The organism is Pedobacter terrestris (assembly GCF_052343045.1).
GTDB lineage: Bacteria > Bacteroidota > Bacteroidia > Sphingobacteriales > Sphingobacteriaceae > Pedobacter.
Genome location: NZ_CP180264.1, coordinates 1,170,718 through 1,193,003 on the forward strand (window position 1 = coordinate 1,170,718; position 22,286 = coordinate 1,193,003).

General features: G+C 38.1%; 17 protein-coding genes. 8 read left to right on the forward strand and 9 right to left on the reverse strand.

Annotated elements, in window-relative coordinates; genetic code table 11:
• Positions 1–30 precede the first annotated feature (30 nt).
• Complete coding sequence (locus ACJVDH_RS05060) at positions 31–1,278, forward strand: cation:proton antiporter (RefSeq protein ID WP_443946483.1); 1,248 nt, start codon at positions 31–33, stop codon at positions 1,276–1,278.
• Between the two features lie 102 nt (positions 1,279–1,380).
• Positions 1,381–1,932: a pyridoxamine 5'-phosphate oxidase family protein gene (locus ACJVDH_RS05065; protein WP_443946484.1), complete on the forward strand. Its 552-nt coding sequence runs from the start codon at positions 1,381–1,383 to the stop codon at positions 1,930–1,932.
• 23 nt (positions 1,933–1,955) lie between these two features.
• Here the strand turns inward: ACJVDH_RS05065 and ACJVDH_RS05070 are convergent, their stop codons facing one another.
• From ACJVDH_RS05070 to ACJVDH_RS05080, 3 genes are all read right to left on the reverse strand, one after another.
• Positions 1,956–2,168 (reverse strand): hypothetical protein, encoded by a 213-nt coding sequence (locus ACJVDH_RS05070; RefSeq protein ID WP_443946485.1) that lies wholly within the window; start codon positions 2,166–2,168, stop codon positions 1,956–1,958.
• 132 nt (positions 2,169–2,300) lie between these two features.
• Positions 2,301–4,010, reverse strand: a complete 1,710-nt coding sequence (gene lysS / locus ACJVDH_RS05075) for a lysine--tRNA ligase (RefSeq protein ID WP_443946486.1) — start codon at positions 4,008–4,010, stop codon at positions 2,301–2,303.
• A 177-nt stretch (positions 4,011–4,187) separates the two neighbouring features.
• Positions 4,188–6,101, reverse strand: a complete 1,914-nt coding sequence (locus ACJVDH_RS05080; RefSeq protein WP_443946487.1) for an AMP-dependent synthetase/ligase — start codon at positions 6,099–6,101, stop codon at positions 4,188–4,190.
• 208 nt (positions 6,102–6,309) lie between these two features.
• On the opposite strand from ACJVDH_RS05080, the gene ACJVDH_RS05085 reads away from it, so the two are divergent.
• On the forward strand, positions 6,310–8,307 hold the full coding sequence (locus tag ACJVDH_RS05085; RefSeq protein ID WP_443946488.1) for a tetratricopeptide repeat-containing sensor histidine kinase: 1,998 nt from the start codon (positions 6,310–6,312) through the stop codon (positions 8,305–8,307).
• On the forward strand, positions 8,294–8,929 hold the full coding sequence (locus ACJVDH_RS05090; protein ID WP_443946489.1) for a response regulator transcription factor: 636 nt from the start codon (positions 8,294–8,296) through the stop codon (positions 8,927–8,929). The genes ACJVDH_RS05085 and ACJVDH_RS05090 overlap by 14 nt, the downstream gene beginning before the upstream one ends.
• Before the next feature lie 32 nt (positions 8,930–8,961).
• Here ACJVDH_RS05090 and ACJVDH_RS05095 read toward each other — a convergent pair whose 3' ends face one another.
• The 3 genes from ACJVDH_RS05095 to ACJVDH_RS05105 all read right to left on the reverse strand — a co-directional run bounded on the left by ACJVDH_RS05095 (position 8,962) and on the right by ACJVDH_RS05105 (position 11,121).
• Positions 8,962–9,288 (reverse strand): HesB/IscA family protein, encoded by a 327-nt coding sequence (locus tag ACJVDH_RS05095; protein ID WP_443946490.1) that lies wholly within the window; start codon positions 9,286–9,288, stop codon positions 8,962–8,964.
• A gap of 96 nt (positions 9,289–9,384) precedes the next feature.
• Positions 9,385–9,798 (reverse strand): Fe-S cluster assembly scaffold IscU, encoded by a 414-nt coding sequence (iscU, locus tag ACJVDH_RS05100; RefSeq protein ID WP_443946491.1) that lies wholly within the window; start codon positions 9,796–9,798, stop codon positions 9,385–9,387.
• A gap of 111 nt (positions 9,799–9,909) precedes the next feature.
• Positions 9,910–11,121: an IscS subfamily cysteine desulfurase gene (locus ACJVDH_RS05105; RefSeq protein ID WP_443946492.1), complete on the reverse strand. Its 1,212-nt coding sequence runs from the start codon at positions 11,119–11,121 to the stop codon at positions 9,910–9,912.
• A gap of 138 nt (positions 11,122–11,259) precedes the next feature.
• Here ACJVDH_RS05105 and mce point away from each other — a divergent pair, with 138 nt between their 5' ends.
• Both mce and ACJVDH_RS05115 read left to right on the forward strand, forming a co-directional pair.
• A complete protein-coding gene (mce, locus tag ACJVDH_RS05110; protein WP_443946493.1) occupies positions 11,260–11,661 on the forward strand; it encodes a methylmalonyl-CoA epimerase in 402 nt (133 codons plus the stop codon).
• 233 nt (positions 11,662–11,894) lie between these two features.
• Positions 11,895–14,837: a TonB-dependent receptor gene (locus ACJVDH_RS05115; RefSeq protein ID WP_443946494.1), complete on the forward strand. Its 2,943-nt coding sequence runs from the start codon at positions 11,895–11,897 to the stop codon at positions 14,835–14,837.
• A gap of 233 nt (positions 14,838–15,070) precedes the next feature.
• On the opposite strand, the gene ACJVDH_RS05120 is transcribed toward ACJVDH_RS05115, so the two are convergent.
• Complete coding sequence (locus tag ACJVDH_RS05120; protein WP_443946495.1) at positions 15,071–15,907, reverse strand: M57 family metalloprotease; 837 nt, start codon at positions 15,905–15,907, stop codon at positions 15,071–15,073.
• A gap of 112 nt (positions 15,908–16,019) precedes the next feature.
• Between ACJVDH_RS05120 and ACJVDH_RS05125 the strand changes: the two genes are divergently transcribed.
• Together ACJVDH_RS05125 and ACJVDH_RS05130 are read left to right on the forward strand one after the other, a co-directional pair.
• Positions 16,020–18,848, forward strand: coding sequence for a S8/S53 family peptidase (locus tag ACJVDH_RS05125; RefSeq protein ID WP_443946496.1), 2,829 nt, complete (start codon positions 16,020–16,022; stop codon positions 18,846–18,848).
• 52 nt (positions 18,849–18,900) lie between these two features.
• On the forward strand, positions 18,901–20,553 hold the full coding sequence (locus ACJVDH_RS05130) for a M28 family metallopeptidase (RefSeq protein WP_443946497.1): 1,653 nt from the start codon (positions 18,901–18,903) through the stop codon (positions 20,551–20,553).
• Positions 20,554–20,638: 85 nt separating this feature from the next.
• On the opposite strand, the gene ACJVDH_RS05135 is transcribed toward ACJVDH_RS05130, so the two are convergent.
• Together ACJVDH_RS05135 and ACJVDH_RS05140 are read right to left on the reverse strand one after the other, a co-directional pair.
• The gene (locus tag ACJVDH_RS05135) at positions 20,639–21,241 is read right to left on the reverse strand and encodes an outer membrane beta-barrel protein (protein WP_443946498.1); all 603 of its coding nucleotides are present in this window, start codon (positions 21,239–21,241) and stop codon (positions 20,639–20,641) included.
• A gap of 353 nt (positions 21,242–21,594) precedes the next feature.
• The gene (locus ACJVDH_RS05140; RefSeq protein ID WP_443946499.1) at positions 21,595–22,257 is read right to left on the reverse strand and encodes an NADPH-dependent FMN reductase; all 663 of its coding nucleotides are present in this window, start codon (positions 22,255–22,257) and stop codon (positions 21,595–21,597) included.
• Between the last annotated feature and the right edge of the window lie 29 nt (positions 22,258–22,286).

Below are 22,286 nucleotides of genomic sequence, written 5' to 3' on the forward strand. Positions count from 1 at the left end.
GGGGATTGACCAATCCGTTACAAATATCATATGGAATTATATTACTCCTTTTCAGTACTCATTGTCTTAGCATCATTCTTTTCGTACCTTAATCTTCGTTATCTAAAACTACCATCCACAATTGGTATTATGATTATCGCTATGCTCAGCTCAATCGTGCTGGTATTAACTGGTAGTTTATTCCCGAAAACATTTGATCACTTTTCTACGCTTTTACAAGATGTAGATTTTACAGAAGTGCTGATGGGAGCAATGTTAAATTTTCTGCTCTTTGCGGGTGCGATACACATCAACCTGGTCGATTTGCGGGAGCAACGCGCACCGGTAATTATTTTCTCTACTGTAAGCGTGGTCATTTCTACATTTGCGGTTGGCGCGCTGGTTTTTTATATCAGTCCGCTTCTTGGTTTTAAAATTCCATTTATTTACAGTTTGCTTTTTGGTGCTTTAATTTCTCCAACAGATCCAATTGCGGTAATGGGTGTACTCAAAGAGGCCAAGGTAAGAAAATCACTCGAAACCAAAGTTGCCGGCGAATCGCTTTTTAACGATGGTGTAGCTGTAGTTATTTTTGCCGTTATTCTGCAATTGGCACAGGGAAGTGAAATTGATCTGAGTTTTACAAATATCTCCTGGTTGTTGATTAAAGAAGCCATCGGCGGATTTATTCTCGGCACCGTACTGGGTTTGGGCGCATCAAACGCCATGCGTAAAATAGACGATTATAAAGTTTCTGTATTGATTACTTTATCGGTAGTAATGGGCGGTTATCTTATCGCGCACTCTATTCATATTTCTGGTCCGCTAACAATGGTTGCCGCCGGAATTGTTATTGGTAATTATGGAAAAAGAACCGCAATGAGCACCATAACTAAAGATTATCTGAACAAATTCTGGGAACTTATTGATGAGATTTTAAATGCAATATTATTCCTGTTTATTGGTTTCGAATTGCTCATTATACACAATATTACCGATTATTGGTTGATTGGTTTGTGCTGTATTGTTATTGTGCTTTTCTCTCGCTTTTTATCTATTTACATTCCGGTAGTGCTTATCCCCTTCAGAAATAAATTTAGTAGCGGTACCATTAAAGTGTTGGTTTGGGGCGGTTTGCGTGGCGGTGTTTCTATTGCATTGGTGCTCTCTATGGATGAAGGGCCATACAAACCTTTACTGGTAGGCATAACGTATTTTGTAGTCGTATTTTCTATAATTGTACAAGGTCTAACCGTTGGTAAACTTGCTAAAAAAGTACTTTCGGTAGAGGAGGTTTAAGTCTTTTCGTTTTGATTTTCTATAGTTTATTTGTATCACTAAATTGATTCGACAAAAAACCAAAGTCGATTTTTTATTGTAGTCTATAGAAAATCTATACCTATGGAAACATCACAAGCGGGAAGTACAAACAACACCCAGGAAGAAAATATTAAAGATTTAGGCGGACAAGAAGCTATATCCAAGTTGAAAACATTGGCTGAGAAAGCAGAGAGTTGTTTTTTCTGTACCAATATTAAAACCGGAGTGCCACTTTCCATCCGCCCAATGGCGATTCAGCAAGTAGATGACGAAGGCAATATCTGGTTCATGAGCATGAAAGACAGCCACAAAAACGAAGAGATTGCTTCAGATCCTTTTACACATATACTATTTCAGGCCTCCGCACATGCTGGTTTTGTAAATATTTATGGAATTTCTGAAATATCCAGAGATCAGGCGAAGATTGACGAATTGTGGAACCCTTTAATTCAAACATGGTTTCAGGGTGGAAAGGAAGACCCGAATATAACTTTAATTAAAGTTGTGCCTTCTGAAGGTTATTATTGGGACAATAAACATGGAACAGCAGTTGCTTTTCTTAAAATGGCTGCTTCGGTGATTACCGGAAAAACGATGGACGATTCTATTGAGGGAGAATTGGAGATTGATTAAAAGAGCATATGATTATTTGTGGGTTATTTATCCCCCAAATAATCATATCCTTCCATTTCTTCTCTTTGCATTCTTCTGCTGATCAAATCTTCTTCTTCAGCTTGTTTACGACTGAAAAAAAGCGCCTCAGCCTGGATTCTTTTGATTAACTGGCGTACCAAAGTTAAATCAAATGCATCTTTGCTCAGTTTGATGCAGTATTCGCTTTCGTTGATTTCTAAACTTGATGTATTCATATCGCAATGATTTAAATTAATCGATTGCTGTAAATATAAAAAAGGCTTGCTAATGATTTGTCAGCAAGCCTTTTAAGTTTTTGTTATGTTATTGTTAAGATCAGAAGCGGCATATTGCCAATTGCTGTTTAACTATTTTTGTGATAAAAATAAACCATCATCGGTTTTAGAAACTTTTAAAATTCCTTTGCCGGTTAACGCTTTTAATGTCGTATCCCATTTTTTGTTGCTCCATTCATTAAGTTTTGCTTTTACTTCAGCAAGGGGAAATTCTTCGCCTTCTTTTACCAATGCAAACAATTCTGCTTCTTCTGCAGTTAGCTCAACTTTTTTCTTTTCAGGGCGCATTTGCGGGAAGAAAAGAACTTCTTGTATGGTGCTTTGGTTAGTCATTAACATTACAATCCGGTCAATACCGAAACCTAAACCAGAGGTAGGAGGCATTCCGTATTCCAAAGCTCTGATGAAATCGTCATCCATTGCCATTGCTTCTGCATCTCCGCGATCAGCAAGTTTCAATTGATCCACAAAACGTTCTTTCTGATCAATCGGATCATTTAATTCTGAATATGCATTTCCGATTTCTTTACCATTTACAAAAATTTCAAAACGCTCTACCAAGCCTTCTACACTGCGGTGTTTTTTTGCAAGCGGCGTCATTTCAATCGGGTAATCGGTAATAAAAGTAGGCTGAATCAGGTTGGCTTCAACTTTTGCGCTGAAAATTTCATCAACCAATTTACCTCTGCCCATTGTAGAATCTGTTTCAATGCCTAATTCTTTACACGTTTGCGTAAGTTCTTCCTCAGTCATTGCAGAAACATCTATTCCGGTATATTTCTGGATAGATCCGTACATCGTCAGTTTTTCGTATGGGCCTTCAAAGTTAATGTCGTTCTGGCCAACTTTAACTACTGCTGATCCATTTGTTGCCACAGCTACTTTTTCTAAACATTCTTCTACCATTGCCATCATCCACACATAATCTTTGTAGGCAACATAGATTTCCATTGAAGTATATTCCGGGTTATGTGTACGGTCCATACCTTCGTTACGGAACATTTTACCAAACTCGTAAACACCATCAAAACCAGCAACAATCAAACGTTTCAAATACAGCTCATTTGCAATACGCAGATAAAGCGGCATGTCTAAAGTGTTGTGATGTGTAGCGAAAGGACGAGCAGCTGCACCACCATGAATGGGTTGTAAAATTGGTGTTTCTACTTCCATCCAACCTTGTTCATCAAAATAATTACGCATAGTGTTAATCACTTTACTGCGTTTGATAAAGATTTGTTTATAATCTGGGTTTACCGTTAAATCTACATAACGCATTCTGTAACGCAACTCCGGATCGGTAAAACCATCGTAAATATTGCCATCATCATCGCGTTTAACTACAGGTAGCGGTTTTAGTGATTTCGCCAGAACGGTAAATTCCGTTACGTGCACAGAAATTTCTCCAGTTTGGGTTGTAAATACATATCCTTTAACACCAATGTAATCACCAAGATCTAAAAGTTTCTTAAATACGGTATTGTATAAGGTCTTATCTTCTCCAGGACAAAGATCATCACGCTTCAGGTACAATTGAACACGGCCTGTAGAATCCTGCAGCTCTGCAAAAGATGCACTTCCCATAATTCTACGGGTCATTAATCTTCCAGCAATGCTGATGGTTTTATAGGCAGTTTTATCTTTTTCGTAGTTTTCATTGATATCTGCAGCATAAGCATTTATTTCATATGCTTCTGCCGGATAAGGGTCTATTCCCAAATCGCGCAACTGTTTTAACGACTCACGTCGTAATATTTCTTGTTCTGATAATCCTACACTCATTTTAGGTATTTTTTGCAAAAGTAATGAATTTCGTAAACGTTATGAATTTAAGGCGATCCTTTTTTATCGACGTAATATCATTTGATCAGCAAATACCAATGTCTCAATCCGAAGTTGATGGATCAAAAACAAAGGCCAATGCTTAAAACGTTTTCTTAATAATTGGGCAAGTTGAAGTTAATCTGCTTCTACACCTTCCTGGTACATCTGGCCAATGGCTTCTGCATATTTTTTCTCCACAATCCTACGTTTTACTTTCAATGTTGGCGTAATCTCGCCCTCATCAATATTAAATGGATTTCGTTTGATTTTGAAATTTTTAATGCGCTCAAATTTTGCCAGTTCATTAGAGATTTTTTTGATATCTAGCGCCATCCAGTCGATAATTTCCTTTTCGTCTATAAACGGATTTTCATCTTCAAAGAAAGACGGTTTCAGCTTAAAGGTTTCTTCCAATGTTTCCCGGTTCGGGATGATAATCGCTGTAATAAATTCTCGCTTATCGCCGATTAAAAACAATTGATCAATTTTAGGGCTTTTTAAATAAATGTTTTCAACAGGCGTTGGATACACATTTTTGCCGTATGCATTTACGATCATATTTTTCAATCGATCAGTAATCTGCAGGTTTCCTTTGTAGAAACGGCCAATATCACCCGTATGGAACCACATATCTTTATCAATTGCTTCTGCAGTTTCGGCCGGTTTATTAAAATAACCTTTCATCACGCAATGACCGCGAACAATAATTTCGCCTTCTGCACATTCAAAACCTTCATTAAACGTATCGTGGTTTTGGATATTAATGATTGTTTTGCTTTCAACATTCTGAATCCCAACTTCAATGCCCGGTATCACGCGACCTACAGTTCCGTAAATCTGACGATGAAATTCTGTTACCGCCATTACAGGAGAAGTTTCTGTTAAGCCAAAACCTTCAAGAATTTTAATGCCCAGATCGCCAAAAAACTCGCCTACATTTTTAGGTAACGCTGCGCCTCCAGAAATCATAAATTTTAATCTTCCGCCGGTTTTTTCTTTGATTTTGCTGAACACCAGTTTCTCGGCCATAGCTTTTTTGGCAGAAAGTATTAACCCTGGGTTTTTCCCTGCTTCTTTGGCTTCACGATATTTTTTTCCGGTTTCTAAAGCCCAGTTAAAAATTTTCGCTTTCGTACCACCTGCAGATGTGCCAGATTTTATTGCTTTATCGTGTATCCTTTCTAGTAACCGAGGCACACAGTTCATAACTGTTGGCTTAACTTCGCCCATATTCTTCGCCAGAAGCTCTAAACTTTGAGCGAAAGCAATTTTACACCCTTGTGCACAACACACATGGTAGGTAGCGGTGCGTTCAAAAACGTGAGACAGCGGTAAAAATGATAAAAAGGTTTCAGTTTCATCAATTACCGGGATTTGTTGCAAACATACTTCTACGTTTTTAACAAAATTATGGTGGGTAAGCATTACACCTTTCGGTGTGCCCATAGTTCCTGATGTATAAATTAAAGAAGATACATCATGCGGATCTATTGCACTTCTACATTGATCAATTTCAGCTTTCTCTGCAGCAGTTAGCTGATGTTTTAGCGATAAAATATCAGCAAAGCTGATGATTTCTGCATGTACATCTTCCGGAACAGTTACCTTCTCATACTCCTTGAAAGCTGGAATAATGATGCTTAATGCTTTACAGTTTGAAGCGATTTTCAATACTTTGCGGTACAGAAAATTGTTGCCAACCAGAATAGCTTTAATACCAGAATCATTAATAATGTACGCAACTTCCTGTTCGGATAGGGTTGGATAAATTGAACAATTTACCGCGCCAATTTGCTGTATTCCCTGGTCGTAATACACATATTCTGGTGAATTTTCAATCATTAATCCAAGTCGATCGCCTTTTTGCACGCCTTTCTCTAAGAAAAATGCCGACACTGCATCCGCACGTTTCAAGGTATCTTCATAAGAAATCTCAGTCCAGTCGTTGCCTTGTTTAGCGATTAGGAAGGTATCTTGAGGCTTATGGATGTTTTTTACAACATTCCTTAATAAAGAAGGAACGGTAGAAAATTCATTAATTAATGGCATGCTCGTATTTAGGTTCGTTCGTTTTAATTAACAATTATAGTGCTTTTTGGTTTAAAAAAGCAATAGCCGCTTAAAAATCAAACTTTAAGCAGGAATACGAAAAAGCCATCGTAATTTACGCTCTTTAAAGAAAAAATAAAAACTACCTGTTTTCGGGTATTTTTTCCAGTCTGTGCTGCAATAACACACAGAACTATAATATTGTACTATGATAAAACGTTTCATCCCGCTTTTTTTTCTCCTTTTTGTTTTTTACAATGGTTTTGCTCAGCTTCCACTCAATTCTGAAGAATATGCAGACAGTTTAACTCGGTTGTTGCAGAAACCGCTTTCAGATAGTACCCGATCTATGATTGATTTTAAATTGTCGCACTACTGGTCGGTGCAGGATGATTTTAAAAAGGCCGAACAATTCTTTAATCAAGGTAAAAAGCTATCGGTAAAATATCCTTTTATTGATGGGAAATCATACTTTTTCGAATCTAATTTATATCTGGATGCAGATCCGAAACGGAGTTTACACGCAATTGTAGAAGGCGATAAGAAACTGGCTTTTTTTAAAACAGCCGAAGCTTATATATTCCGCTCTAAACTTTGGTATAATTCTGCAATTCTGGAGCAGCAAAAAGACAATGATAAAGCGGTTATTCAAATTTTGCTTAACAAAGTTATTCCATTGGCAAAACTTGGCCGGGATACGATGACACTGGCGAAGTATTACTCGCAAATGGGTAAAATATTTACGAATAACGATCAATATCAAAAAGCAGAGACGTATTATATATTGGCGATAAAACTGCTGGAAGGGCGCATCACCAAATCCACCATTTTGCTTAACACTTATATATTAGGTGCAGCCAATTACATCTACCAGCAAGAACTTTCTCCGGCGAAACTTTTGCTGGATAAGGCCAAAGCAAAATTGAAAAATTATCCATCTTCATCATTATGGCCAGATTATTACTGGACGGAAGGAAACTATTTTGAGGAATCCAATCAATACGAACAAGCGTTAAAAAGTTATGATGAAGGTTCACAAATTGCCAAAGCACAGAATAAGGATTACTTATTTCAAACGCTGAAAATTCAAAAATTTTCTGTGTTAAAAAAACTGAAGAAATATCCGGAGGCGATGAAAATCATCAGAGAGGTCTCTGCAGATTCTGGCTACATGGCCACCTCAAACAATAGAAAATGGGTGTATTTAGAATGGGCAAAGTTGTATAGTGCGGTTGGTAATTATAAAACGGGTTACCAATGGTTGGAGCGGTATAGTGAAATGGCAGATAGCATGAATAACAGTCAGCTTAAAAATGACATCAACGCGCTTGAAGTTAAATACCGAAATGTCGAAAATCAGCAGAAAATCAGTACACTTAATGCCGCTAATGCGCGTATAAAAGCAGAAGCGAGTAATAATCGTTTATTGGGCTTGCTTTTTGGCGTAAGCAGTCTTCTGCTTCTGGCCATCTCAGTTGTCATTTGGCTTACTTATCGCAATGGGAAACGCCAGGCGAAACAAAAGGAATTGAGTCATCAACAAGAATTAAAAGATATTGAACAGCAGCAACAAATAAAAATTGCACAAGCGATGTTAGAAGGGCAGGAAGAAGAACGTAAACGTGTTGCACGTGATTTACATGACGGGTTGGGCGGAATGCTGGCTGGAATCAAGTTAAATCTTTCTGATTTTGCTGTTAATGAACAGGAAAACCAGCAATTGGGTTTGTATCCAATTATTGATCAGCTGGATACGTCGGTGACGGAACTACGGCGTATAGCACATAATATGATGCCAGAAACCTTGTTGAAATTCGGACTGGAAACTTCGCTGCGCGATCTCTGCAATTCTATGCAGGCCAATGATCTGGATATTAAACTGCAAACATACGGCGATTTGAAAAAAATGAATATGCGGGCGCAAATTTCCATTTACCGTATTGTACAAGAGTTGTTAAGCAATGTTGTTCGCCATGCGTTTGCTCGGCACGTTTTGCTGCAATGTAGCGAAGAGAACGGTTCGTTTTTAATTACGATTGAAGATGATGGCATAGGGTTTGATGCTGGCGATTTAAAAAACAAAATGGGAATGGGATTGATTAATATCAGAAACCGTGTTGACTATTTAGACGGAACTTTTGAGGTCATTTCCAATACAGAACAGCGTGGTACAAATATCAATATAGAACTTAATGTTACAACCTAAAGTCAGAATTGCAATTGTTGACGATCATCCCGTGGTTATTGAAGGATTGCAGAATATTTTAAAAAATAAAGAGCGTGTAGAGGTTATTGGCAGTTTTATATCGGGAAATGATTTTCTTGAATTTTTAAAATCTACACCAACAGATGTTGTGCTGCTGGATATCAGTCTGCCAGATATTGGCGGTATAGAATTATGTAAAGAAATTAAAAAACGGTCTGCAAAAACTTCCGTATTGGCATTAAGTAACCACAACGAGCGCAGTATAATTATGAAAATGATTGACAATGGCGCCAGCGGTTATCTGTTAAAAAATACTGCAGTAGATGAGTTGCTGATTTGTATCGGCGAGGCATTACAAGGCAACATCACTTTTAGCGAGGAAGTAAAAAAAATTATTTTTAGCGCCAGGCTGGAAGAGGAGCGTGATACAATCAGACTGACTAAACGGGAAAAGGAAATTCTGGAACTTGTGGCGCTAGGTAAAACTACGCAGGTAATTGCCGATGAACTTTTCTTGAGTAAGTTAACTGTAGAAACACATAGGAAACATCTACTACAGAAATTCAAAGTAAAAAACGTAGCAGAACTTATAAAAATAGCCTCACAAGAAAATCTCTTATGAGGCTATAATATTATTATATTGTTTATCGGTTTTTAAACAGAGAAACTTTCTCCACAGCCACATGTCCGGCTGGCGTTAGGGTTAATAAAGTTAAATCCTTTTCCGTTTAATCCGTCAGAAAAATCCAATTCTGTACCAGCAAGGTATAGGAAGGATTTCATATCCAATGCAATTTTAATTCCTCTGTCTTCGAAGAACTGATCTCCGGATTTAGATTCATTATCAAAATCCAGATTGTAAGATAAACCAGAACATCCGCCACCTTTTACAGATACGCGTAAAAAATAGTCAGAACCCAATTCAGAATCCTGCATTAAGTGATCTATTTTATCTTTTGCTTTATCGGTTATTGTAATCATTTCTTTTCGTATTAATACTTAGTAACGAATATCAAGTATTGAGCATCAGGTATCGTGTATGAAGGTATACTGATATTTAATGCTCTTTCTTTGCTACTAATGGTGAGATTTCTCTAACACAATTGCTTCCAAACCATTTTTTACGCGATAGTCATTAATCGCAGATTTGATCGCATCTTCTGCCAACACAGAACAGTGAATTTTTACCGGTGGTAAAGCCAATTCTTCAACAATATCCATATTGTCAATTGCCAATGCCTCATCAATTGTTTTTCCTTTTAACCATTCTGTAGCCAACGAAGAAGAAGCAATTGCAGAACCGCAACCAAAAGTTTTAAATTTAGCATCGGTAATCACATTATCGTCGCCAACTTCAATCTGAAGTCGCATAACGTCTCCACATTCTGGTGCACCTACTAAACCTGTACCAACAGCTTTGCTGTCTTTATTTAAAGTACCTACGTTACGTGGGTTACTATAATGATCTATTACTTTATCTGAATATGCCATAATTTCTATTTTTTTATCCTTACGGATTTATTTTTTAATTCATTTTTCTACTATGCGGATTGCTTTTGGGTATTAAGCTTTTCACTTTAAACCTTTAAGCTTCCAACTTTCTTAGTGTTCTGCCCACTCAATTTTGCTCAAGTCTACACCTTCTTTAAACATTTCCCAAAGTGGAGAAAGTTCTCTCAGGTGATTAACCGCTTTTTGAGTAATCTCAATTGCATGATCGATATCTTCTTCAGTAGTAAATCTTCCTAAACCATAACGGATAGAAGAGTGTGCCAAATCATCAGAAAGACCTAAGCTTTTCAATACATACGAAGGTTCTAAAGAAGCAGAAGTACATGCGGAGCCAGAAGAAACAGCTAAATCGCTCATCGCCATCATTAAACCTTCCCCTTCAACATATTTGAAAGAAATATTGGCTACGTGTGGCAAACGGTGTTCTACGTTTCCATTTACGTAACTTTCTTCCATTTTATTTAAGGTAGATTCTAAACGATCACGTAAAGCAGATAAACGTTTAGCTTCGCTTTCCATTTCTAAACGGCACAACTCACAAGCTTTACCTAAACCAACAATTCCTGGTACGTTTAAAGTTCCAGAACGCATTCCGCGTTCGTGGCCACCGCCGTCCATTTGTGCTGTAACTTTAACTCTTGGGTTTTTACGGCGAACGTATAGCGCGCCAACACCTTTTGGTCCGTACATTTTATGTGCAGAAAAAGCCATTAAATCAATGCCGTCAGCATTTACATCAACGGGAATTTTTCCTACAGCTTGAGTTGCATCTGTCATAAACAACGCACCAAATTTATGGGCAATTGCTGAAATTTCTTTAACTGGTTGAATTACACCAATTTCGTTATTTCCGTACATGATAGATACCAAAATCGTTTCAGGAGTCATTGCAGCTTCAAGTTCAGCCAAATCAATCAATCCATCTTCTTTAACCGCAAGGTAAGTTACACGTGCACCATTTTTTTCTAAATGTTTGCAGGTATCCAATACGGCTTTATGTTCAGTAACCGCTGTGATAATGTGGTTACCTTTATCTTTATACATCTCGAAAACACCTTTAATTGCCAAGTTATCGGCCTCAGTTGCTCCAGAGGTAAAAATAATTTCTTTTTCTGTACAGCCGATCAATTTGGCCACCTGCTCACGTGCATAATCAACACCTTCTTCTGCAACCCAACCGAAAGCGTGGTTTCTGCTTGCGGCATTTCCGAATTTCTCGGTAAAAAAAGGTAGCATTGCTTCCAGCACTCTAGGGTCAAGAGGTGTGGTCGCATTATTATCTAAATATATCGGCTGTTTCATCTTATTCTGTTAATTTTATCACAAAGATACGAAAAATCTTTTCTAACAATTATAATTAATAGCTATGAGGCTATAGGGAGTTTGTGCATTTTTACATTCACATAACGTTTTGAAATTTACATATTTTTTTGATTTCCTATGAATAAGATAGAACATATCGGTATCGCAGTTAAGAATCTGGATTCTGCGGTCAAAATCTACGAAAAACTGTTGAATACCGATTGCTATAAAACAGAAACTGTTGCCTCAGAAATGGTTACCACAGCCTTTCTTAAAACGGGAGAAAATAAAATAGAACTTTTAGAAGCTTCTGCACCTGAAAGTACCATCTCAAAATTTATTGATCGAAAAGGAGAGGGAATACACCACATCGCTTTTTTGGTAGATGATATTCTCGCGGAAATGGAGCGACTTAAAAACGAGGGATTTCAGTTGTTAAATGATCAGCCTAAAAAAGGCGCTGATAATAAAATGGTTTGCTTTGTTCATCCCAAAGAAGCAAACGGTGTATTGATTGAGATCTGCCAGGAGATAAAATGAATGTAAGCACTTATCTGTAGATAAATATCGGGTTATCAGTAGGAAAGATTTGTATAATCTATTTTTTTAATATATTTGTCTACTATTTCTATAGAAATTATATAATTAAACTAATCAAAACATGAAAAACTTATTTTTAAGGCGCTGTTGTGGATTTTCGCATGCACCTAATCTGTTTTCCCGAACGAGGAATAATCCAATAATTGAACCACAATAACGCCCCAAAACTTCATATGAAAACCAAGCTTTATGCGATTAAAACTACTTTTTTAACTGTTTTATTTTTTCTTCCCTATTTTGCTTTTGCGCAGGGAAACAACTTGATTGAAATTTCTGGTCAAATTATCGATCAGGAAAATAAAGAACCCATTCCCGGTGTTACGATTTTGGTAAAGGGAACCATTTCTGGAACCTCTTCCGATCAGCAAGGTAAATTTGTGCTGCGTACAAAAGCCAAATATCCATTCAAAATTTCGGTATCTTCAATCGGTTTCAAAACTCAGGAATTTGAAGTTACCGGCCCAAATTCTAACCTTACAATCGCACTGGTTACGCAAACCGTTCTGGGCGGGGAGGTTGTAGTAACTGCATCACGTGTTGAAGAAAGCATTCTGAAATCGCCTGTAGCAATAGAAAAGCTAGATATTCGTGCCATCCGCGAATCGCCGGCACCAAGTTTTTATGATGCATTGGAAAATGTGAAAGGCGTACAAATGACTACATCAAGCCTTACCTTCAAAATTCCGAACACACGCGGATTCAATATTCCAAGTAATTACCGTTTTATGCAACTGGTTGATGGCGTGGATATGCAAGCCGCCACTTTAGGCGTACCACTTGGAAACGCAATCGGGCCAACTGAACTTGATATCGCAAGTGTAGAGATTACTCCGGGTGCTGCCTCTGCCTTGTATGGCATGAATGCAATAAACGGAATGTCAAATCTAATCACAAAAAGTCCTTTTCAATATCAGGGTTTAAGTTTTTACCAGAAATCTGGAATTAATCATCTCGGCGGTACCGGAAGAGATTTAAGCAACCTTACAGAAACCGCAATCCGATATGCAAAAGCTTTCAATGATAAATGGGCTTTTAAAGTAAATATCAGTTATTTAAAGGGAACCGATTGGTTGTCTGATACAAGATTAGATCAGAATCCGAATAATTTAAAATCTGCAAACCCAAGTTTTCCGGCCTTAAATGGAGCCAATAATGTTGCCTACGATGCCTGGAATAAATATGGCGACGATGTGCTTTCCGGAAGCAATACGGTATCTATTAGTGGATTAACGATAAACGGACAGGCCAATCAGACACTCAACGTCGCCCGTACGGGTTATTACGAAAAGGATTTGGTAAGTCCGAACGTAGATAACCTGAAGTTTGATGCAGCGGTTCATTATAGGGTAACGGAACATGCAGAATTGTCTTACGCATATCGCATTGGAAAAATGGATGGCGTTTTCCAACGGGGAAATAAAATTCAGCTCGATAATGTAATTGTGCAAAATCACAAACTGGAACTCAAGGGTAGCAATTTTTTGGTACGCACGTATGTTTCTCTGGAAGATTCCGGAAATTCTTTTAACGTTAAGCCACTGGCGGATAACCTGGATTTATACGGCGATGGAACCGGTACAAATTCTGGAAGTGCATGGGGTACAAAGTTTAAAAATGCGCTGAATAGTTACGCATCTTCAAACGGCGGAACGTTGAATAATACCAATCTGGCTGCAGCAACCGCATATGCCCGCCAAATTGCAGATGCTGGCCGCGCCGAACCCGGAACTGCTGCGTTTGAAGCTTTAAAGCAACAAATTATTACAACTAATAACTGGGACATTAGATCTGCTCAGATTCCGGATGCGCCGTTAACCGGTGGTGCGGCATTGGTTCAAAAAAGTAATATGTACCATGCAGAAGGCCAATGGGATTTGTCTAAAACGGTCAAGATTTTTGATTTATTGGTAGGTGGCGATGCACGTTTATATGAAATTATCCCGGATGGAAACAGCTTTGTTGATTTTAGTCGGCCAATTGCCGATCGGAACAAACAACTTCCTGATGGCACATTCGGCAATAAAATCCATTATAAGAAAGTGGGCGCATTTGCGCAGGTAACCAAAACTTTCTTTGAAGAGAAACTGAAGCTCTTTGGGTCGCTTCGCTGGGATTATAATCCCGAATTTGATCCAAAGTTTACACCGCGTGTGGCTGCGGTATACTCGCCCGATGAACACAATAATTTCAGAGTAACCTATCAGCAAGGTTATCGCTTTCCGGGCATATTTGAGGCATTATCTTACGTAAACAATGGGCGTGTTAAACGCGTAGGCAGTTTACCTTACATTAATGAAGGATTAGGGTACCTCGAAAATAGTTATACACGATCGTCTGGTGTAGCATTTAATTCGGCAGTAAATGCGGCTGTTGCCGCCGGCGCAACCAGAAATGAAGCCGCTTTGGCCAACCGGAATTTACTTGAAGTGGCCAATTTAACGCCAGCCCGGCCAGAAAAAATCAATTCATTCGAGATTGGTTACAAAAGCATACTAGCAGACAATAAAGTCGTATTGGATATTGACGCCTATACAAACACTTACGACGGATTTTTAGGGCAGGTACAAGTTGATGTTCCGAAAAATGCCACAGTTGGATCGGATGCTGCAGTTTTGGCTATGTTGGATGCAAACCGCGACAGCAGTCAGGATCGGTACCGCGTGTATACAAATGCGAAAAACAAATACACCAATTTTGGTTCTGCATTAGGTTTTACTTACAATTTCTATCAGAAGTACACTTTTTCAGGAAATACCAGTTTCAATAAAATGAAAACGAACAGTACGCAAGATGTTTTTGTGACCGGATTTAATACACCAGAATGGACCACCAACCTTTCTTTCGGAAACAGAGAAATCCTACCGAATTTCGGGTTCAATATTGTTTGGAAATGGCAAGAAGCTTTCCAGTGGGAAAGTCCGCTAGTTACTGCAACCGTCCCATCTTTTAACACTGTAGATGCGCAGATTAGTTATCGGATTCCACAAGCAAAAGCATTGGTGAAAATTGGAGGAACGAATATCTTTAATAAAAACTATATCCAATATGCTGGCGGGCCGACTTTAGGCGCGTTATATTATGCCGCCATAACTTTTGATGGTTTGTTAACAAAATAATGCTAAAACCCGTTTACCACAAAAAGGTGCAAATTTTACTTTGCACCTTTTTGTGGTTTAGAGACAGCATTGGAAATTTTTTATTTAGCTACTGATGCTAATTTTTTACATATCAATTATTCTATTATGCTTTGTAAGCATATTTAAAAAATTCAAAGCATAAAAAAAGCGTAGACTTTGATCTACGCTTTTTTGTGACATGGCAATTTACTTAGGGATGATTTTGTTTGTTTTTATTTGTACAGATAGTTTAATGCAATGATGTCATTTGCATTGAATGTACGGTCGCCACCATTTGAGCAAGCCAGCATGTATGATGCTGCATCTGGCGTAGATGGTGTACCCGGAATTAAAATTGCACCGTAAGAAGATGCACCTTCATTGCCAGCGCCAGCTGCGCCACAGCTAAATGCGCGGTTCATATAATCGGTATGGCGGAGACCAATACAGTGGCCAATTTCATGCTGAAGTACAGATGTTAAATACAACACGTTGGGATTTGAGCCATAAGCTGCCGAGTTTGTATTCATTAAGATTTTATTATACGGGTTTCCGGAAGAGGTTGGGAAACCTGCAGATCCAAGTGTAATAAATCCATCGCTTCCCACACCTTCGTTAAAACCTTGAATATCAATATTACCAGTTGCACCGCTTGCAGCGCGCTGAAAAATTAGTCTTAAACCCAAAGCATTGTAGCGCACAATTGCATTGTTTACCGCCGTTTCATATGCGCTTGATAAATTTGTAACAGAGATGGTTATCACTCTTGGAAGCGATTTTACCAAATTTGTGGTTCGGTACTGTTCTGTTTCTGCAATATTTAAGTTTGCACCGGTAAAAGTTTCGCTTAAATTCGCATTGGTTAATAGAATATCACCTTCTACTAAATAGCCTCCAGAAGTTTTTACCACTTGATTTGTGCTAAAGCCAAGGTTGCTGATCTGAGCAAGAACGCTTGCCGGAATGTCTGTGTTTTCTGGTGGTGTGTCTGTATTATTTTTTCTACATGAAAAAATACATAAAATTAAGGCGCATCCCACGCCGAAAAACACAAGTTTTGCTTGTTTCATAGTTTTAATTTTTTGTTTATTTGAAATAGGTTAGTTTTTTGTACATTACCAATGTCAAATCTAAAGTAATGAAAAATAAATATGTAAACATAATTTTATACATAAATATATTTTGAAAGTCTTATTTGTAGTATTAAATATATTATATTTTTCTATTAACACAACATTGCTGGCACAAACCAAGCCCCTTCGTGTAGAAAAAAACATAGAAAAATATTTAAACCAGAATTTAACAACTGTTGCAGATAAACCACTAAAGGTTCTAATCCGGACAAATACATCACTTAGCACCGCTCAGTTGCAAAAAATCCGCCCGCTAAAAGTGTTAGCGCCTACGTATTATGTCGTAGATGGTGCAAATCTTCAAGATTTACCAACAGCAAGTTATGTAACTTTTGCCGCCAATAACCTTTGGAAATTAAGCGATGAATTGATGAAGAGTTACGAGCGAAACCCTACATCAAAAAAAGAGCTCGCTTTGCGGATTGCATTTAAACAATGGGAAGCCAGCGCCGAACTTCGGCAAACTTTGGTGCTAACCTCTGTAGACACTCTACAGAAGATTGCAACGGTTATAGTTGCGCCAAAAAATTTGCAAAAATTGCTTGAAAACGAAGAAGTTGTGTACGTTGATCTTCAGGCGCCGAAAGCCAAAACCGAAGTTGTAATAAATGGTATAGACCTTGCCGTGAACGAAGTTTCTGAGGCTAGAAACCTTTACTCAGGAATTGATGGTACCGGTGTAAATTTATCTATAAAAGAAGATTTATTTGATGAGCTAGATCTGGATTTACTGGGAAAAAACCTCCCAAATGCTGCCGCAAGCAATACAGTAACCGCACATGCAACAACAATGGCAACCTTAGCTGTAGGCAGTGGAAATTCTTTTCTCCGCGGATTAGGTGTAGCACCCTCTGCAAAATTGTCGTCGTCGTCTTTTAGTAACATTATGCCGGATGATATTGCTACGTTGAGCGCCCGGAATATTCAGATACAAAATCACTCTTACGGCACAACAATAGAAAATGTATATGGAATTGAAGCTGCTGCTTACGACAGGCAAATATACGATGCCGATACTTTGGTGCATGTTTTTTCTGCCGGTAATGTTGGTACAAGTACACCTTCTGCTGGTGTATATCAGGGATTGGCTGCTCAAGCAAACTTGACAGGAAATTTTAAACAAGCCAAAAACTTATTGGTTATTGGAGGTATTAACAGAGAAAACGTTTCTGAAGATTTGAGCAGCAGAGGACCGGCTTATGATGGGCGCATAAAACCAGAACTGGTTGCGCTTGGGCAAGATGGAACTTCTGGCTCTGCGGCCATTACAAGTGGATCTGTTGTTTTACTTGAACAGATGTACCGCCAGAAATTTAACGTTGCGCCTTCGGCGGCTTTGGTAAAAGCAGTTATGATTAATGCTGCAGACGATTTGGGCAGGCCTGGGCCAGATTATATTTATGGATATGGTAAGGTAAACATTACGCAATCTTTAAAAACAATTGACGAAAACCGGGCAGCAGTTTATGATGTAAATAAAGATGAAGTGAAGTCTGTGGCTTTATCTGTTCCGGATAATGTAGCCGAAATTAAAGTAACCGTTGCGTGGAATGATCCTCCGGCAGAAATTAATGCTACGGCGAGCTTAATTAATCATTTGCCATTACAAGTTCAAGATGCATCTGGAAGTTCTTTTTTACCTTGGGTATTGAGCAGCTTTCCGCACGCAGATTCTTTGGTTAAAAATGCCGAACGTAAAGTAGATCTTTTGAATAATGTACAACAGGTTTCAATAGAAAATCCATCTTCTGGTATTTTTCAGGTTCAGGTTAATGGTGCGGGTATAACACAAGGTAACCAACAGCGTTTTGCTCTGGCATACAGTTATAAACTCAAAAATCAGTTTCAATTTTCCAGCCCCGTTCAGGAAGAAGGGTTTTATGCAGATGAAGGGAATTATATCCGTTGGAAGAATACGCTTTCTGCCAGTCAAGGCAGTTTATCTGTAAGTTTTGATGGTGGTGTAAACTGGCAATTGATCAATGCACAAATTAATCTATCAACAGGTTTTTATCTCTGGAATGTGCCTGAAGTTTTTTCTCGTGCGCTGCTTAAAATGGAAATAGCCGGGCAGATGTACCTCAGTCAGAGTTTTATTGTTTCCAAAGCACGAACCCTAAAAGTTGGCTATGCCTGTACCCATGGTGCGTTTCTGTATTGGAATAAACAAGATGGGGCAAAAGATTATACGCTTTATGGTATTGTAGACAATAAATTGCAGGCATTGGCCACTACAGCAGATACAATATTACGGCTAAATGCAGACCAATTGTCTGGTCAATTTTTTGCTGTTGGCGCCAACGGCGTAGATTTTTCAGGCTTAAAAAGTTATACCATTAATTATACACAACAAGGCGTTTCTTGTTATACCAGGCAGTTTTTTGCCTCCATAACCGAAAATAACCAGGTACGTTTGGATCTGAATATTGGTACAACCGCAGATCTTAAAAACATCATTTGGGAAAAATTAACTGCCGTAAATACCTTTACAGCCTTGCAACAAACTACTGTTGTTGGAAACCAGTTGCAGTATAGTATTTTAGATGCGAATCCTAAAAAAGGCATTCAATATTATCGGGTAACCTACGAAACAACTTTTGGTCGCGTTATAAGCGATCTCGTTTCTGTTGTATTTTTGCAAGAGGATGAATTTTCAATCTATCCAAATCCCGTTTCGGATTTTTTGACCGTTTTAAGCGGATCATTTTCGGATTACTCGCTTTCTGTTGTTAACATGCTGGGGCAAAAAGTTTTTGAACAAGTAGTGGCCAATAGCACAAACCGCTTTGATCTTTCGCAGCTGTCTACAGGTGTATATGTAGTGATTATTACCAGAAACGGTCAACAATTAAAAAAAATCAAACTCATTAAAAGCTAATGAGATCGTATATGCCGTTTTGTTTGTATTTTCCGAAAAAAAATAATTTCTTATGAAGAAAATAATCGGAATGATGGCTTTAGCTTGTGTTGGTGCAGCGGCTTGTCAATCCAGAAGCGGGCAAACTGATGTTTCGGCAGATTCTACAGCTATAAAGGTCATAAACGATTCCAGTTTAACGAAATATATGGCTTCCATTGCTTCTGATGATTTTGAAGGAAGAAAACCCTTTACAAAAGGTGAAACTACAACCATCAATTACCTGAAAACCGAATTTCAAAAACTCGGTTTAGAACCGGCCAATGGCGGAAGTTTTTTTCAGGAAGTTCCTATGGTCGAGATTAAATCTCTCCCTGAAGCTAAAATGTTTATTAAAAGCAATTCTGGTGTAGTTTCTTTAGATTATCTAAACGATTTCGTTGCCGGATCCAGACATGTGCAGCAGCAGGTAAAACTTGAAAACTCGCCGATTGTATTTGCTGGTTATGGGATTGTCGCTCCGGAATATGGATGGAATGATTATGCTGGATTAGATGTTAAAGGTAAAACTGTCGTGGTTTTAATTAATGATCCTGGATTTTCAGATTCTACTTTGTTTAAAGGAAAAAACATGACCTATTACGGCCGTTGGACCTACAAATTTGAGGAAGCATCAAGACAAGGTGCTGCCGGCGTTTTGATTGTACACGATACAGAACCTGCAGCTTATCCTTGGAGTGTAGTGAGAAGCGGTTGGTCTAAATCTAAACTGCAATTGCAATCGCCAGAAAATGGAATGAACAGAACCACAATAGAAGGATGGATTTCATTGCCAAAGGCAAAAGAAATTTTCAAGCTGGCCGGCCAATCTTTTGAATCATTATCTGCAGCGGCCTTGAAGAAAGGTTTCAAACCTGTAAAACTGAATTTAAGTACAAGTTTATCGATTGAAAATACCGTCAAAACTTCTGTAAGTTATAATGTGCTGGCCAAGTTATCCGGAACCGACAAGAAGGATGAAGCCATTATTTATTCTGCACATTGGGATCATTTGGGTATTGGCGAGAAAATTAAAGGCGATTCTATTTATAACGGCGCTGTAGATAATGCAACAGGAGTTGCTTCATTGCTGGAAATTGCCTCCGCTTTCAAAAAACTATCGGCAGTGCCGAAAAGATCAATTTTGTTTATTTCTTATACCGGAGAGGAACAAGGATTATTGGGTTCTGAGTTTTATGCAAAAAATCCCGTTTTCCCTTTAAATAAAACGGTTGCCAATATCAATATGGATATGATGGGCATTGCCGGTAAAACGAAAGACATTGTAATTTATGGTTTTGGCCAATCTGAGCTGGAAGATTATGCAGCAGAATCTGCCAGAAAACAAAACCGGGTTATCGTTCCAGATCCTGTTCCATCTTCAGGTTTGTATTATCGTTCAGATCATTTTAACCTCGCAAAAGTTGGCGTACCATCTTTATTTACTGGTTCTGGAGTAGATAATGTTAAAAATGGGCGAGAATGGGGTTTGAAACAAGTAGCAGATTTTACAAAAAACAGGTACCATTCGCCTCAGGATAATTTCGACGCCAAAACTTGGGATCTGTCTGGTATTATCGAAGATGAACGTTTGCTTTTTGATTTAGGCTTCCGCCTGAGTAACGAATCTGGTTTTCCGAAATGGAAAAAAGGTTCTGAATTTAAAGCCATCAGAGAAAAGAAATAAACAAAAATGCCCCGGATTATACGGGGCATTTTCTAAAAAAAAGTTAAGTAGATTTTTAAGTTTTGTTGTATACAAAACTCAAAAACTAGAAGTGGAACATTACACCCAATTTAGGCGCGAAAGTGTTCGCTTCTAAACCGAATGAATTAGAAGTTACTTTTGCACCTGTAGCTTCGTTTTTCACTTGGTAGTTTTCATATCCTAAACCATTAACTGATACTTCGATACCAATTCTTTTGGTTGGGAAAAATGCAAAACCAGGTGCAACATTTACACCAATGCTTGTAGTTGAACCAACTTTTGCACCAGTTTCGCCTTGTGCATCAACAACTTTGTTGTTTCCGAATGCCATTGGTACAGATAATTGACCAAAGAATTTAAACTGATCAGAAAGGTTTACATAGTAACGGCCGAAAGGGGAAACCTGAAAAGCCTGATTTAAGTTGTTATCGCTTACTTGTTTATCATAAGTGTAACCTACACCTGTACCGATTGCGAAGTTGTTCCCTACAAAATATCCAACCTGTGGTACAACACTGAAGCTTACGTCAGACTTTGGCGCGCCGCTTACTTTTGTTGAGTTGAAACCAACGTTACCACCTAAGATGAATTTTCCTTTTTCTGTTTGTGCATTTGCACTGTAGATTAAACCTGCAACTGCTACTAATGATAATAATAGTTTTTTCATTTTATTATATATTTATTTGTTAATTATACAGCCTGACATATTATTTTAGTGTCTGACTATGTGACCCTAAAAGTCAATGTATGTGCCAGAAAACAGGTCTATCGTCATCAAAAAATCAGATTTTGGCTAACTTGTTATGTGTTAAATAAATATAAAATTCATGTTAAATCAATATTATTTTGTGGTGACAGAAATTTAATCAAGTGATTAATTTTTATGAACTGACAGATTGACAATCTGACTTTTTTTGTATAAATGTCAGATATTTTTGTGGCCTTTTTGGCATATTGACTGTCAGGTTTATCAGGTAGTTCACCTGATATTTAACGAAAAAATAATGAGTAACATAAGGTTTATACCTCACAGGCTTTAATTAAATTATTCAGTTTGTTTTGTATAATTTCAACAGTCTGCGCATCTGTGAGCTCCCCATTTTCACCGAATTTATCTTGCGCCTGGGCAATCAAAACTTCCGGTTGTAGTACGGGGTTCATATTTAAAAAAGTAAAAACAGGTAAAAAGGCCGTTTGCATTCTTACGGTTCCCCACATTCCCTGTGTGGCGCCCATTATGGCAACAGGCTTGTGCATTAAAGGAGAATCTTTACCACGGCTGGCCCAATCAATGGCGTTTTTTAGTCCGCCCGGAATAGAATAATTGTATTCTGGAGACGCTATTAAAAAAGCATCTGCCGTTGCAAGGGCATTTCTGAAATTATTTACAGGTAAGGGGCGCTCAGTTGCCGCTGGTGTATCATAATCGGCGTTATATACCGGAATGTCTGCGTAATCCAGAATCTCAAAATCCACACTATCTGGCAATAATTTACCTGCTGTTTTTAATAACATTGCGTTCAAAGAGCCTTTTCTTAGGCTGCCGCAAAGACCGATAATCTTTTTATTTCTTTCCATATAGATACAACCAGAAAGTACAATCGAAAGTTTAGCCTTGCCAATAAATACATCTGGAACTAGGTTTTTCAATAAGGTTATAAGTTTTTGGGTTAATGTAATCATCGGATATAAAGATTTTGAGCGCAGGTTTG

Coding starts and splice junctions, on each gene's coding strand:
- ACJVDH_RS05060 (WP_443946483.1), top strand. CDS start 31: ATGGAATTATATTACTCCTTTTCAGTACTCATTGTCTTAGCATCATTC.
- ACJVDH_RS05065 (WP_443946484.1), top strand. CDS start 1,381: ATGGAAACATCACAAGCGGGAAGTACAAACAACACCCAGGAAGAAAAT.
- ACJVDH_RS05070 (WP_443946485.1), bottom strand. CDS start 2,168: ATGAATACATCAAGTTTAGAAATCAACGAAAGCGAATACTGCATCAAA.
- lysS (WP_443946486.1), bottom strand. CDS start 4,010: ATGAGTGTAGGATTATCAGAACAAGAAATATTACGACGTGAGTCGTTA.
- ACJVDH_RS05080 (WP_443946487.1), bottom strand. CDS start 6,101: ATGCCATTAATTAATGAATTTTCTACCGTTCCTTCTTTATTAAGGAAT.
- ACJVDH_RS05085 (WP_443946488.1), top strand. CDS start 6,310: ATGATAAAACGTTTCATCCCGCTTTTTTTTCTCCTTTTTGTTTTTTAC.
- ACJVDH_RS05090 (WP_443946489.1), top strand. CDS start 8,294: ATGTTACAACCTAAAGTCAGAATTGCAATTGTTGACGATCATCCCGTG.
- ACJVDH_RS05095 (WP_443946490.1), bottom strand. CDS start 9,288: ATGATTACAATAACCGATAAAGCAAAAGATAAAATAGATCACTTAATG.
- iscU (WP_443946491.1), bottom strand. CDS start 9,798: ATGGCATATTCAGATAAAGTAATAGATCATTATAGTAACCCACGTAAC.
- ACJVDH_RS05105 (WP_443946492.1), bottom strand. CDS start 11,121: ATGAAACAGCCGATATATTTAGATAATAATGCGACCACACCTCTTGAC.
- mce (WP_443946493.1), top strand. CDS start 11,260: ATGAATAAGATAGAACATATCGGTATCGCAGTTAAGAATCTGGATTCT.
- ACJVDH_RS05115 (WP_443946494.1), top strand. CDS start 11,895: ATGAAAACCAAGCTTTATGCGATTAAAACTACTTTTTTAACTGTTTTA.
- ACJVDH_RS05120 (WP_443946495.1), bottom strand. CDS start 15,907: ATGAAACAAGCAAAACTTGTGTTTTTCGGCGTGGGATGCGCCTTAATT.
- ACJVDH_RS05130 (WP_443946497.1), top strand. CDS start 18,901: ATGAAGAAAATAATCGGAATGATGGCTTTAGCTTGTGTTGGTGCAGCG.
- ACJVDH_RS05135 (WP_443946498.1), bottom strand. CDS start 21,241: ATGAAAAAACTATTATTATCATTAGTAGCAGTTGCAGGTTTAATCTAC.
- ACJVDH_RS05140 (WP_443946499.1), bottom strand. CDS start 22,257: ATGATTACATTAACCCAAAAACTTATAACCTTATTGAAAAACCTAGTT.